12 protein-coding genes are annotated in these 13,486 nt (G+C 64.1%); 11 read left to right on the forward strand and 1 reads right to left on the reverse strand.

The features are described from left to right. Window positions 1-289 precede the first annotated feature (289 nt). The gene (locus tag FJ419_RS24605) at window positions 290-1,318 is read right to left on the reverse strand and encodes a LacI family DNA-binding transcriptional regulator (RefSeq protein ID WP_140699226.1); all 1,029 of its coding nucleotides are present in this window, start codon (window positions 1,316-1,318) and stop codon (window positions 290-292) included. A gap of 352 nt (window positions 1,319-1,670) precedes the next feature. On the opposite strand from FJ419_RS24605, the gene FJ419_RS24610 reads away from it, so the two are divergent. The 11 genes from FJ419_RS24610 (at window position 1,671) to FJ419_RS24660 (ending at window position 13,464) form a co-directional block, all read left to right on the forward strand. Next, window positions 1,671-3,284, forward strand: a complete 1,614-nt coding sequence (locus FJ419_RS24610) for an extracellular solute-binding protein (protein ID WP_140699230.1) — start codon at window positions 1,671-1,673, stop codon at window positions 3,282-3,284. Between the two features lie 79 nt (window positions 3,285-3,363). Beyond that, on the forward strand, window positions 3,364-4,224 hold the full coding sequence (locus FJ419_RS24615) for a carbohydrate ABC transporter permease (protein WP_140699234.1): 861 nt from the start codon (window positions 3,364-3,366) through the stop codon (window positions 4,222-4,224). After that, entirely contained in the window at window positions 4,221-5,177 is a 957-nt protein-coding gene (locus tag FJ419_RS24620) for a sugar ABC transporter permease (protein ID WP_140699238.1), read from the forward strand. The genes FJ419_RS24615 and FJ419_RS24620 overlap by 4 nt, the downstream gene beginning before the upstream one ends. Next, window positions 5,174-6,259, forward strand: coding sequence for an ABC transporter ATP-binding protein (locus tag FJ419_RS24625; RefSeq protein WP_140699241.1), 1,086 nt, complete (start codon window positions 5,174-5,176; stop codon window positions 6,257-6,259). The genes FJ419_RS24620 and FJ419_RS24625 overlap by 4 nt, the downstream gene beginning before the upstream one ends. A gap of 2 nt (window positions 6,260-6,261) precedes the next feature. Then, on the forward strand, window positions 6,262-7,323 hold the full coding sequence (locus tag FJ419_RS24630; protein WP_140699244.1) for an ABC transporter ATP-binding protein: 1,062 nt from the start codon (window positions 6,262-6,264) through the stop codon (window positions 7,321-7,323). A 32-nt stretch (window positions 7,324-7,355) separates the two neighbouring features. Continuing rightward, window positions 7,356-8,444, forward strand: coding sequence for a Gfo/Idh/MocA family oxidoreductase (locus tag FJ419_RS24635; RefSeq protein ID WP_140699247.1), 1,089 nt, complete (start codon window positions 7,356-7,358; stop codon window positions 8,442-8,444). Window positions 8,445-8,487: 43 nt separating this feature from the next. Beyond that, window positions 8,488-9,402 carry a sugar phosphate isomerase/epimerase gene (locus tag FJ419_RS24640; protein WP_140699250.1) on the forward strand — a complete coding sequence of 305 codons (915 nt, stop codon included), beginning with the start codon at window positions 8,488-8,490 and terminating at the stop codon, window positions 9,400-9,402. Between the two features lie 70 nt (window positions 9,403-9,472). Continuing rightward, window positions 9,473-10,417: a substrate-binding domain-containing protein gene (locus FJ419_RS24645; RefSeq protein ID WP_140699253.1), complete on the forward strand. Its 945-nt coding sequence runs from the start codon at window positions 9,473-9,475 to the stop codon at window positions 10,415-10,417. A 62-nt stretch (window positions 10,418-10,479) separates the two neighbouring features. Next, window positions 10,480-11,499: an ABC transporter permease gene (locus FJ419_RS24650; protein ID WP_181170802.1), complete on the forward strand. Its 1,020-nt coding sequence runs from the start codon at window positions 10,480-10,482 to the stop codon at window positions 11,497-11,499. A 2-nt stretch (window positions 11,500-11,501) separates the two neighbouring features. Then, a complete protein-coding gene (locus FJ419_RS24655; RefSeq protein WP_140699256.1) occupies window positions 11,502-12,278 on the forward strand; it encodes an ATP-binding cassette domain-containing protein in 777 nt (258 codons plus the stop codon). A gap of 4 nt (window positions 12,279-12,282) precedes the next feature. Then, a complete protein-coding gene (locus FJ419_RS24660; RefSeq protein WP_140699259.1) occupies window positions 12,283-13,464 on the forward strand; it encodes an aldose 1-epimerase family protein in 1,182 nt (393 codons plus the stop codon). The last annotated feature ends 22 nt before the right edge of the window (window positions 13,465-13,486 follow it).

Here is a 13,486-nt window from a genome sequence, read left to right on the forward strand (position 1 = left end):
TCTATGGCGGAGCAAGGAGCGAAGCGACGCGCGCAGACCATAGAATCCATTCCGTGACGTCGAGGCGTTGCCACGGTCCAGAATTCCGCACCGCTGCACCCCACGGCAAGGTCACGGAATGGATTCCAGGGTCTTCGCGACGGAGCGTCGCTCCTGCTCCGCCCTGGAATGACGATCGCGATGGGCGTTTCGGCCAATCTCCAACGCATGCACCTGCCGACGCAAACAGAGCCGACCGGTCAAAATCCTGCGTCGAGGAATTAGCAAATCGGGGGAGTTTGAGAGAGACCTAAATCTCCGGGATGCTCTCGCGGAAGATCACTTGCAGCCGAGGCTGGTGCAGCTCGTAGGGCAATCCTCTGACCGAATGCGACAGGATGTTGAGCGCCTCCCTGGCCTCGACGCGCGGGTTCTGGTCGATCACCGCGTCGAGCGTGCCGTCGAGCAAAAGCTCCTTCGTGCCGTCGGTCACCTCATGGCCGAGGAAGATGATCTCGTTCGCCCGTCCGCGTTCCTTGAGCGCTCGGGCGATGCCGGTGTTGCCGGCGCCGACATTGTAGATCGCGGCAAGGTCGGGGTGGCGCTCGAGCAATGCGGAGGCTTCCGAATAGGCCTTTTCGCGATCGTCGAGCATTTCGCGCATCTCGACGATTTCGAGGTTTGGCGATTCTTCGGCGAGGATATGGCGGAAACCCATCTCGCGTTCCTCATGGCCGCGATAGGCGAGCGAGCCTGCGAACAGCGCGACTTTGCCAGGATGGCCGGCGCCCATGAAGCGGTTGAGCAGATAGCCGGCCAACCGGCCCGCGGCCCGGTTGTCGATGCCGATATAGGCGACCCTCGGCACATGCAGGATGTCGGAGGCGATGGTGACGACCTTGATGTCGCTCGCCGACAACGAGCGGATTGCCTCCCGCACCGTCGGATGGTCGAGCGCAATGACCCCGACGCCTTGCGTCTGGCCATGCAGGTCCTGCAGCAGGCGGGCGAGCCGGTCGGGGTTGAAGCCTTCGATGGTCGTCACGCGGACGTCGAGATCGGGCCGCGTCAATGCCTGCGCCTCGATGTGCCGGTGTAAGAGCTTGATGAAGGAGTTGGTGCCGGCCGGCAGCGCGAAATCGAGCCTGACCGTCTGGCCCGGCACGGACCGTTGCGGCGTCCCGTTCGGGGTCTCGGCGATGTAGCCCAGGCGCTGCGCCATCTCGATGACGATCTCGCGCGTGCGGGCGCGTACCCCCGGCCGGTTGTTGAGCACGCGGTCGACCGTGGCGGGAGAAACGCCGGCTTCCCGGGCTATGTCTGTCAGGGTTGACCGCACGTCGAGCACCTCATCGCAAGCATCAAAATCACGCAGCTTCCACTCAGTTCCGGAAAACGCCTCGGCAGCGCCCGCGATTCTGATGTGAAATGATGTAACCGCCCTTGGCTTGCGCGCAAGCCGGCGCGGTACATAAGGCGGCGAAGGTCCGGCCAGGCCGGGCGGATCGGGGCGAAAGCCCCTCAAATCCAAGCAATGGGTGCGCTGTGATGGGTTCGGCGGACGGCATTTTCTCCCTCATCTGCGATCTTATGACGTATTTTGAGCATTTATGATGTTGACAGGCTTCATGCACTGTCGTCAATATCCCTCACGTGGGCCATGGAGGAACAGGCCCCGAGGGAGGAATTCGATGTCTCAACTGATCCGCATGTCGCGGCGCCGCCTGTTGGCGTCCGGAGGAAAGGCGGCTGTCTTCGTCGCCGCGACTGGTATTGCACCGCAGTTCATTCGTCCCGGCCGCGCCTTCGCGGCGGACGCGCTGGCGCCCGGCATGATCGGCGGGCCGACCGGCTTCGACGGCGCGGAGCGCTATCAGTACGGACCCGACACGCCGGAAGGGCGCGCGGTCGAGGCGGCCAAGGCGCTGAAGGCGTCCGGCAAGGCACCGACGAAGATCGTTCTCGGCCTGTCCGACGGCTCGATCGGCCAGTTGACCAAGCCTTTCCCTGCCGGCGCGCCGTCCATCAAGGATCTGTGGGAGAAGGAAACCGGCATCCAGATCGAGATCGTCGGCCTGCCGAATGGCCAGGAATTCACCAAGACGATGCAGGACATCTCCACCAAGGGTGGCGCTTACGACATCTATTCGACCGAATGGAACCGCCTCGGCGATCTCGCCGAGACCGGCGGCATCGCCAAGCTCGACGACTTCGTCGCCAAGCACAAGCCGGAATGGGACGACCCCAAACAGGGCTACGTCAACGGCGCCAAGGGCGTGTCGCTGCTCAACCAGTATCGCGGCTCGACCTATGGCGTGTCGCTCGACGGCGACTTCCAGACCTGGGTCTATCGCAAGGACCTGTTCGGCGATGCCGCCGAGCAAAAGGCCTTCAAGGACAAATACGGCTACGACCTGGCCCCGCCGAAGACCTGGAAGCAGCACAGCGACGTCGCGGCCTTCTTCCGGCGGCCGGACAAGGGCCTGTTCGGCTCCACCGACCTGCGCAACCAGGGCTGGGGGTACACCAATTGGTACCAGCGCTACGTCTCGATGGCCTCGCCCAACCAATTCCTGTTTGGCGACGACGGCAAGCCGCTGATCAATTCCGAGCAAGGCATCGCCGCCACCAAGGAATATGTGGAGTCGCTGGCGCATCATTCGCCGGACGCGATCTCGTGGGGCTGGCCGGAGCAGTATGGCAACTTCGCCAAGGGCGGCGCGGCGATGACCTGCGCCTTCTCCAACTTGCCGAAATTCCTCGACAATGCCGGCAACAAGGATTCGGCTGTCACCGGCAAGATCGGCTCGATGCTGCCGCCGGGGCGCGAGATCGACGGCAAGCTGATCAGCCGTTCGGTGCTCTGGTTCTCGCTGACCGGCATGGTTTCGTCGCAGTCGAAGAATCCGGAGGCAGCCTACCTGTTGCTGCAGTGGCTCGGCTCCGCCCGCATCTATGCCTGGATGAGCGCCAATCCCGGCGGCTATCTCGATCCTTTCCGGCTCTCCGACTTCTCCGATCCGCTCGTACGCCAGACTTATCACGCCTACCACATGGACGTGGTGCGCGAGACGGTGGCGCGCACGGTGCCGACCATCAACTATCCGGGCGCCACCGCCTTCCACAACGCGCTCGACGAGAATCTTGTGGCCTCGCTGACCAAGGCCAAGACGCCGGAGCAGGCGATGGCCGACACCGAACGCGAATGGAAGAAGATCGCGCGGCGCATCGGCGAGGACAAGCTCCTCGAAGCCATCAAGACCAACAAGGAGGCCTGGCCCACGGTTCTCGATCCGATCAGCTGATCCGCCTCCCTGGATCAGAGCCGGAGGGGAGGGGCGTCAGCTCTTCCCCTCCTTCCCACGCCACCAGCAAAGCAGCCAGATGAAGCGTTCCGTTCCCTTCGAGATATTTCGTTACGCCGCGATCCTCGCGGCGATGGCGGTGACGCTGGTGCCGATCCTGTGGATGGTGTCGATGGCCTTCAAGCCGATCGGCGAGTGGTCGGCGACCGGCGCCGATCTCACCTGGTGGCCGAAGCATCCGACGCTCAGCAATTTCCGCTTCGTCTTCGGCGAATCCGACAACGACCTGATCGTCGCACTCGACCATACGGCGCTGAAGCCGATCCTGTCGTCGCTGCTCTCGGCCGTGTTCGGAACCGTGATCGCCATGTCGGCGGGTACCGCCGCGGCCTATGGCCTGTCGCGCTTCGGCTCGGGTCAGAACCTGCCGCTGGCGCTGATCCAGCTCAGGCTGTTTCCGCCGATGGCCGTGATGATCCCAGTGATGATCATGTGGGCCTTCCTCAACCTCAACGACACGTGGTTAGGGCTGGCGCTGATCTACGGCATCGTCACGCTGCCCTTCGCCTTCTGGCTGATGAAGACCTTCTTCGACGACATGCCGCGCGAGATCGAGGAGGCCGCACTGGTCGAGGGCTGCTCGCGGCTGCGCGTCTTCACCCGCATCACGCTGCCGATGATGCGCGCGCCGCTGGCGAGCGCCGCGCTCTTCGTCTTCATCCTCAACTGGTCGGATTATCTCATCGCGCTGCTGCTCACCACGCGCGAATGGGTGACGGTTCCCGTCTACATGGCGTCGCTGTCCTCCTCGATGACCGGGCAGCTCTACGGCGCCAAGGCCGCGCTCGGCCTGATCGCGGCGGTGCCGCCGGTGATCATGGGCATCGCCATCCAGCGTCACCTGGTGCGCGGGCTGACCTTCGGAGCGCTCAAGCAATGAGCGCGGTGACGGCGACGATTTCGGAGGACGAGATGGGCGCGCGGACAAAGCCCGCCACGCCTGACGAGGGCGCGCGGCTGGGCTTCCGCCTGACCTTGCCGGCGCAGATCCTGGTGCTGTTCATCTCGGCCTTTCCGCTTTTGATGCAGCTCTACATCAGCGTCACCGACTGGTCGCCGCTTTCGGGCGTCGGCTGGTGGAATGCCTGGGAGATGTGGAACAGCTTTGCCAACTACACCGACCTTGCGGCCGACACGCGCTTCTGGAGCGCGCTGCAGCGCACCGCGATCGTCATGCTGGTCTGCGTGCCGGCCGAGTTCCTGCTGGGTTTGGCGCTGGCGACGCTGTTTGCCGACGACTTTCCGGGCAAGCGCATCTTCTATTCGATCCTCTTGATGCCGATGATGGTCGTGCCCGCGGTCGCCGGCTACATGTTCTTCATGCTGTTCCAGTCGGGCGGCCCGGTGAACGATATCCTGTCGCGGATCCTCGGCACTCCGGTGACCATCGCCTGGCTGTCGGATCCGAACCTGGCGCTGATTGCGGTCATGATCGCCGACATTTGGCAGTGGACGCCGCTGATGTTCCTTATCCTGCTCGCCGGCCTGGTCGGCGTGCCGGAAGACCAGATGAAGGCGGCGACCCTGCTCGGCGCCAATGCCTGGCAGCGCTTCGTCACCATCGTGCTGCCGAAGATGAAGACGATCATCACCATCGCGCTGGCGATCCGGGTGATCGAGAACTTCAAGATCTTCGACACGCTTTACATCATGACCGGCGGTGGCCCCGGCGTCGCCACCGAGACGATCTCCGTCTACATCTACAAGGTCACCACGCAGGACCTGATCTGGGGTTATGTGGCGGCGATCGCTTTAGCCATTCTGATCGTGCTCTCGATCGTCGCGGTCTACGCCATGAAGCGCATGGCAAAGGGCCGGGAGGTGCCGGCATGAGCACCATCCATCTTCAGAACCTGGTCAAGAAATTCGGCGACTTCACCGCGCTGAAGACGATGGATCTCGAAATCGCCGATGGCGAGTTCATGGCGCTGCTCGGGCCGTCCGGCTGCGGCAAGTCGACGACGATGAACATGATTGCCGGCATGGAGGAGCCGACCAGCGGCAAGATCCTGTTCGGCGAGCGCGACATGGCCGGCGTGCCGATGGGACGGCGCGGCGTCGGCTTCGTGTTCCAGAACTACGCCATCTTCACTCATATGACGGTGCGGCAGAACCTTGCCTACGGACCGAGGATGCGCGGCGCCGCCAAGGCCGAGATCGACCGCCGCGTCGGCGCCATCGCCGAGATGCTGCAGCTTTCGCCGCTGCTCGACCGCAAGGCGGACCGGCTCTCCGTCAACATCCTGCAACGCGTGGCGATCGGCCGCTCGGCGATCATGGAGCCGGCGATCTTCCTGCTCGACGAGCCTTTGTCCAATGTCGACGCCGCCTTCCGCGCGGTGATGCGCACCGAGCTCAAGCAGCTGCAGCGCCAGTTCAGGCAGACGATGGTCTATGTCACGCATGACCAGCTTGAAGCGATGACCATGGCCGACCGCATCGCGGTGATGGATCACGGCGTGCTGCAGCAGGTCGGCACGCCGCTCGAAGTCTACAACAATCCGGCCAATGTCTTCGTCGCTCGCTTCATCGGCGCCCCGGGCATGAACCTGCTCAAAGGCAGGCCGGCCGAAAGCGATCGCGGGCTGGTGATTGATCTCGGGCCGCTCGGCGTCACACCGCCTTTGCCGGATGAACTCGCTTCGGCCGTGAGAACGGTGCGCGGCGACGTGCTCTATGGGTTCCGGCCGGAGCAGGTGACGCTTGCCGAACGCGGGCTGTCCATGCCGGTGAGCTTCGTCGAACGGATCGGCGCGCGCACCATCGTCCATCTCGGCGAAGACGAGAGCGCGGTGAAGGCCGTGTTCGAGAACGATGTCGGGCTGTCGGTCGGGCAGACGGCGGTGGTCGCGCCGCCGGCCCCGTCGGTGCGCGTCTTCGACGCCGCCACTGGCGTTGCAGTGAGGGCGGGCTGAACATGGCTGACATCGTCTTCCGCAACGTCACGAAGCGCTACGGCAACACGCTTGCCGTCGACGACGCTTCCTTCACCGTCAACGATAACGAGTTCTTCTGCTTCTTCGGTCCGCCGCTGTCGGGCAAGTCGACGATCCTGCGTCTGGTGCTTGGATTGGAGCAGCCGGACCAAGGCGAGATCCTGATCGGCGGCAAACCGGTCAACAGCGTGTCGCCGGCCGAGCGCAACGTCGCCATGGTATTCCAGAACCTGGCGCTGTTCCCGCATATGAGCGCGCGCGACAATGTCCGCTTCCCGCTGGTCGAGCGGAAGGTGGCAGAGGCCGAGATCGAGAAGCGGCTGGCCGATGTCGCGGCAAAACTTCACATCGGCCACATCCTGCACAAGCCGCCGGCGCAGCTTTCCGGCGGCGAACGGCAGCGCGTGGCGATCGCGCGCGCTTTGGTGCGCGACCCGGCCGCCTACCTGATGGACGATCCGATCTCGGCGCTCGATGCGCGGCTGCGCGAGGAGACGCGCGTCGAGCTTAAGCGCATCCAGCGCGAGCTCGGCAAGACGCTGATCTACGTCACGCACGACCAGGAGGAGGCGATGTCGGTCGCCGACCGCATGGCGATCCTGGAGAATGGCCGCATCAGGCAGATCGGCGCGCCGGCCGAAATCTACGACCGGCCGGCCAGCGCCTATGTGGCGCGTATGCTGGGTTCCCCGATGATGAACATCCTGCCGTCGGTGCGCGGCGCAAGCGGCATCGAGGCGGCCGAAGGGACAATCCGCATTGCCGATGCCAAAGCGCCTGCCGAGGCGATCGAGATCGGGCTGAGGCCCGAAGATATCAAGGTGCGGCCCTGGACGGACAACGGGACGGCGGAAGGCCGCCCGGCGCGGGTGTTCGAGGTCGAGCCGCTCGGCGGCTACACCGTGGTGACGCTCGCTGCAGGACAGGCGCGGCTCAGGGCGTTGCTGCGCGGGCAACCCGATATCAGGCCGGATGCGATGGTGGCGATATCCTGCGGGCCGGCCAAAGTGCATTATTTCGGCCAGGACGGAGGCGCGCTGTGACGGCCGCGAGGACAGAATTTCGGGAGGAAGAGATGGCAGGAAAAGGTTTCGAGCCGGACGTCAAGGTTCGCACCAGGGAATACCGGATCGGCTGCGTCGGCGCCGGCATGATCATGGCCGAGTGCCATCTGGCGGCCTACAAGGAAGCGGGCTTTCCGGTGGTGGCGATCGCCTCGCGCACCAAGGCGAATGCTCAGAAGGTCGCCACCCGCTGGGGCATTCCGACCGTACACGAGACGCCGGAACAGCTGATCGACGATACCAACGTCGACATCATCGACCTGGCATTTCCGCCGGACCAGCAGCCGGCGCTGATCCGCCATGCGCTGAAGCAAAAGCACATCAAGGCGATCCTGGCGCAGAAGGCTCTGGCGCTGTCGGTCGAGGAAGCCGTCAAGCTGCGCGACGAGGCGGCGAAGGCCGGCAAGATCCTCTCGGTCAACCAGAACATGCGCTACGATCAGTCGATGCGCGTGTTGAAGCAGATCATCGACAGCGGCGCGCTGGGCGACATCGTCTTCGCGCAGATCGACATGCATGCGATTCCGCACTGGCAGACCTTCCTTCAAGGCTACGACCGGCTGACGCTCGCCAATATGAGCGTGCACCACCTCGATGTGTTGCGCTTCCTGTTCGGCGATCCGGATGAGATCACGACGCTGACGCGCAAGGACCCGCGCACCCAGTTCGACCACTCCGACGGCATCACCGTCTCGACGCTGCGCTTTCCGTCGGGCGTGCTTGCCGTCTCGCTCGAAGACGTCTGGTCCGGCCCGCGGCAAGAAGGCTACAAGGACGACCAGCACATCAACTGGCGCGTCGACGGCACCAAGGGCGTCGCCAAGGGCACGATCGGCTGGCCGACCGGTGCGGCCTCGACGCTGACCTACGCTTCGGCCGAGACGACCGGCGGCGAATGGGTGAGCCCGAGCTGGGAAACGATGTGGTTCCCGCATGCCTTCATCGGCGTGATGGAACAGCTACAGCACGCCGTGAAGACTGGCACGCCGCCGGCGCTCTCCGTCGCCGACAACGTCAAGACCATGGCGCTGGTCGAGGCGGGCTACCGCTCGATGGCAGAGGGCCGCACGGTCAAGCTCTCCGAAATCCCAATCAACTGAAATCACTGGCAACTGAATCGCTTACAGGGAGGAATTCAAGATCATGATGCAGGCAGGTATTTTCACGGGCTATTTCCCGTACGGCCTCGAGGAGACGGCGCAGAAGATCCGCGGTCTCGGCTTCAACACGGTGCAACTCGACCTGCACTTCAAGGACATCGATCTCTCGGCCGGCCAGATCACCACGGACAAAGCGAAGAAGGTGCGCGACACGTTCCGCGACCATAACCTGCCGATCTGCTGCGTGTCGGGCTACACCAACATCATCCATCCGGACAAGGCGGAGCGCGAGAAGCGCGTTGGCTATCTCAAGGAGATCATCCGCAATGCGCGCCATTTCGGCTCGCCTTACGTGATCTCGGAAACCGGCACCTACAACACCGAGTCCGACTGGGTGCATCACCCGAAGAACAAGACCGAGGAAGGCTTCGAGGAGTGCCGCAAGGTGATCGCCGACCTTGCCCAGACAGCTTACGACCATGGCGCGGTCTTCTTGCTTGAAACCTATGTCAACAACGTCGTCGGCTCGGTCGAGGAGACGGTGAAGATGTTCGCGCAGGTCAACCATCCCGGCCTCGGCCTGCTGATGGACCCGACGAACTACTTCGAGACCCACAACATCGACCGGATGGACCAGATCCTAAACCAGGTCTTCGACACGCTGGCCGATAAAATCAGAATAGCCCACGCCAAGGACGTCAAGCGCTCGGGCGACGACAAGTCGGAGAAGCATGCCGATATCGGCGATGCCGACGCGATGGAAAGCCACACCTTCCGCGGTGTCGGCGAGATCGAGCTGCCGGCGCCCGGCCTCGGCTCGCTGAACTACGACCTCTACCTCAAGCGTCTCGCCGAGAAGCACCCGAACATCCCGGTCATCATCGAGCATCTGTCGGAAGACGACGTGCCGCGCGCGAAGAAATTCCTCGACGGGAAGCTGCGCGCCAACGGCCTCTAAGGAGTCGCGCGGGCGCCGTTGCTCGGACGGTGCCCGCGGCTTTGCAGGAACACAAGGTGGAGGAAACCAGATGTTGAAATTCGGATTGAAACTGGCGGCCGCGGCGACCGTATTCGCCGGCGTTGCGTTCGGCTCGGCCGCGCAGGCCGCAGACGGCCAGAAGACATTCTATCTCTTGTCGCATGGTGGGCCGTCGGACGCGTTCTGGATCGACTGGAACGCCGGCGCGACAAAGGCCTGCGACCAGCTCAAGGTGACCTGCAAGATCTCCTTCAGCGGCGGCGACATGGCGGCGCAGAAGGAAGCCTTCAACTCGGCGCTCGCCGCCAAGCCGGACGGCATTGCCACGACCTCGGCGCAGCCGGGGCTGTGGACCGAGGAAGTGAAGGCTGCCAAGGCCGCCGGCATACCGATCGTGTTCTTCAATACGGACGATCCGGCCACCGGCCGCCAAGCCTATGTCGGCGCCGATCTCAAGGAAGCCGGCGCCATCTGGGCGAAGTACCTCGTCGACCACAAGATGGTAAAGCAGGGCGACAAGGTGTTCCTGCCGGTCGAGGTGCCCGGCGCCAGCTACCAGCAGCTCGAGACGGAAGGCATCGCCGGCGTCTTCGATCCGCTCGGCATCAAGTATGACGTGGTCGATTGCGGCACCGATCCGGCCGGCATCATCGCCAAGATGACCGACTATATGGTCGCCAACAATCCGCCGGCGATCATCGCGCTCGGCGATTCCGTGGCGGCCAGCGTCAAGCGGGTGTTCGACGGCGCCGGCATTCCGGCCGGCAAGATCCCGGTCGTCGGCTGGGGCAATTCCAAGGAGACGGCGCAGGCGGTCAAGGACGGTTTCGTCAACGCCGCCGCCTGGCAGTATCCGTCGGCGCAAGGCTTCATGCCGGTCGCGCTGCTCGGTCTCGCGGCCTCGGGCGAGCCGATCGGCTACGACATTCATACCTTCGGCCTCTACGACGCCTCCAGCGTCGAACCGATCCTGAAGCTCTACGACAAGAAGTGAGAGAATTTTGCGCCCGCCACGCGAGCGGCGGGCGCAAGGCAGAAAGCATGGTTGATCAAGTCATGGTTCAGCAAGTCGGGGCCGTCACCTCGGAAGACGGCGCGGGGCGCGCGAAAGGCAGGTCGAGCCTGATGCGCTCGCCGCAATTCTCCTCCTTCGTCATCCTCATCGCGCTTCTGGCGGTGTTCGCGCTCGCCGACGGCAATTTCCTGTCGCCGCTCAACATCTCCAACATGATGGCGTTCCTGCCGGAGCTCGGCATTATCGCGCTCGGCATGACGCTGCTCCTGACCGCCGGTGAATTCGACCTGTCGGTCGGCGCGGTGTTCGCGCTGGCCCCAGTGGTGGTGATGCTGCTGGTGCAGAATGCCGGGGTCGATATCGGCGTGGCGCTGCTCGCCGGGCTTCTGCTGTGTATCGCGATCGGCGCGATCAACGGCGTGATCGTCACCAAGATCGGCATCTCGTCCTTCCTGGTGACGCTGTCGATGTTGCTTATCGTGCGAGGTGCCGCGCTCTACATCACTCAGGGCTTTCCGCTGAAGTCCTGGGACCAGCCGGGCTTCTTCGTCACGCTGCTCGCCGGCAGCTTCAACATCGGCGCGTTCCGTTTCTACACCTCGCTCTGGTGGTTCATCGGGCTGTCGCTGCTTTCGGTCTATGTGTTGCGCTACGCCAAGCTCGGCAACTGGATCAGCGCCATCGGCTCCAACCGCAACGCGGCGGTGGCGCGCGGCGTGCCGGCCGACGCGGTCAAGATCTGGCTGTTCATCCTGACCTCGGTGCTCGCCGGGCTCGCCGGCATGATCAGCGCTTTCCGCATCTCGGCGGCTTCGCCGGTCGCGGGCACGGGCTACGAGCTGGAGGTGATCGCCATGGTCGTGGTCGGCGGCACGGCGCTGACGGGCGGCCGCGGCACGATCCTCGGCACCATCGTCGGCGCGCTGATGCTGCGGGCGATCCGCAACGGCATCGTGCTCGTCGGCGTGCCAGGGCTGGCCTACAACATCTTCGTCGGCGTCATCATCCTCGCCATGCTCATCCTGCACGCGCTGCTGCAGAAAAACGCAGCAAGGAGCTGACGATGATACAGGAAGTGCTCCGGCTGCAGAATCTGCAAAAATCCTTCGGCAGCGTGCGCGCGCTGAAGAATGCCTCGCTGACGCTCAGGGAAGGCGAGGTAGTGGCGTTGCTGGGCGACAATGGCGCCGGCAAATCGACGCTGATCAAAGCGATCTCGGGCGTCTTCCCGATCGATCGCGGCGATATCTATGTGCGCGGCGAAAAGGTCTCGATCCGCTCGACGCGCGAGGCGATGGACCTCGGGATCGAGACCATCCACCAGGACACCTCGCTTGCGCCCGACCTCAGCATCGCGCGCAACTTGTTCCTCGGCCGCGAGCCGGTCAATCTCAAATGGCTGGGCGTCTTCGCGCCGCTCGACCTCGCCAAATTGCGCGATGCGGCGTCGGCGCTTCTCAAGCGCGTCGGCATCTCGAAGAAGCTCGACGCCGATGCATTGGTCTCAACGCTTTCCGGCGGCGAGCGGCAGTCGATCGCGATCTCGCGCGCCATGCAGTTCGCCGCCAAGGTGATCATCCTTGACGAGCCGACCAATAATCTCGGCGTCGAGGAGACGCATGGCGTGCTGCGCTTCGTGAAAGAGATGCGCGGGGCCGGGCATTCGGTGCTCTTGATCACCCACAACATCCACCACGTCTTCGAGGTCGCCGACCGCATCATCGTCATGCGCCGCGGCGAGATCGTCGCCGAGCAGACGGTTGCCGACACCGATCTCCTGACCGTGGAAAGCCTGATAACCGGCGCCGACCTGTCGGCCCTGATGAAAAGGGCGCAGTGACGGCATGGTGAAGCTCTACGGCCAGACGCTTTCGCGCCGGCAGGTCGCCGAACGCTCCGGCATGCTGTCGCAATTCGCCGGCGTGCGGCTGATGACGCTGGGCGATGGCGTCGAGCGCGGCATCCGCATGCTCGAGTTCCGTACCGGCTCGGGCCTGCGCTTCACCGCGCTGGTCGACCGCGCGCTCGACATCGCCGATTGCGAGTACAAGGGCCAGGCGATCGGCTGGCACTCGCCGAGCGGTTTTCGCCATCCTGGCCTGCATGATTATGAAGGCGAGGATGGTTTTGCCTGGGGCCGGTCCTTTTCCGGCCTGCTGGTCACCTGCGGCCTCGACCATATTCTCGGCCGCAACGAGGTGCCGGCCGAGAACTACAACTATCCCGGACGCAAGACCGTGACGCATTCGCTGCACGGGCGCATCGGCACCATCCCGGCGCGGCTGACCGGCTATGGCGAGAGCTGGGACGGCGACCGCTGCATTTTGTGGGCTGAAGGGATCGTCCAGCAGGCAAGCGTGTTCGGTGAGGACCTGCATCTCGTCCGCCGCATCGAAGCCGATGTCGGCGGCAGCGAGATCCGGCTCTCGGACCGCGTCGTCAACCACGGCTTCCGCCGCACTCCGCATATGTATTTCTACCACGTCAATGTCGGGCATCCGCTGCTCGACGAAGGCTCGCGCTACCTGGCGCCGATCCGCGACGTGGTCTGGGCCGCGCATGAAGGCGAGCGCTACGAAGCGCAGAAGGTCGGCTACCGCACCACTCCGGCACCGCTGCCTGGTTTCAGCGAGCAGGTCTGGCAGCACGAGCTTGGCGCCGACACCAGCGGCGAGGTGCCGGTCGCCGTTGTCAACGACCGTCTCGGGCTCGGCTTCGAGGTCGTCACCCGTAAGGACCAGTTGCCTTGTTGCTATGAGTGGCAGAATTTCCAGGCCGGGCAGTATGCGCTTGGCATCGAGCCCTCGACCCATCATGTGCTCGGCAATCTTGCCGCGCGCCAGCGCGGCGAGATGATTTGGCTGGAGCATGGCGAGACCCGTGCCTATGACGCCGTGTTTCGCGTTCTTGATGGCAAGGATGCGATTGCCGATGCGGAACGCAGGATAGCGGCCATCGCCCACCAGCCCGAGCAGGATTATCCTCGGCCCTCCGGCAATTTCCCAAGACTGGCGGGCAGGGGATGAGCGCGACGACTATCCATAGCAA

Source organism: Mesorhizobium sp. B2-6-2 (assembly GCF_006440615.1).
GTDB lineage: Bacteria > Pseudomonadota > Alphaproteobacteria > Rhizobiales > Rhizobiaceae > Mesorhizobium.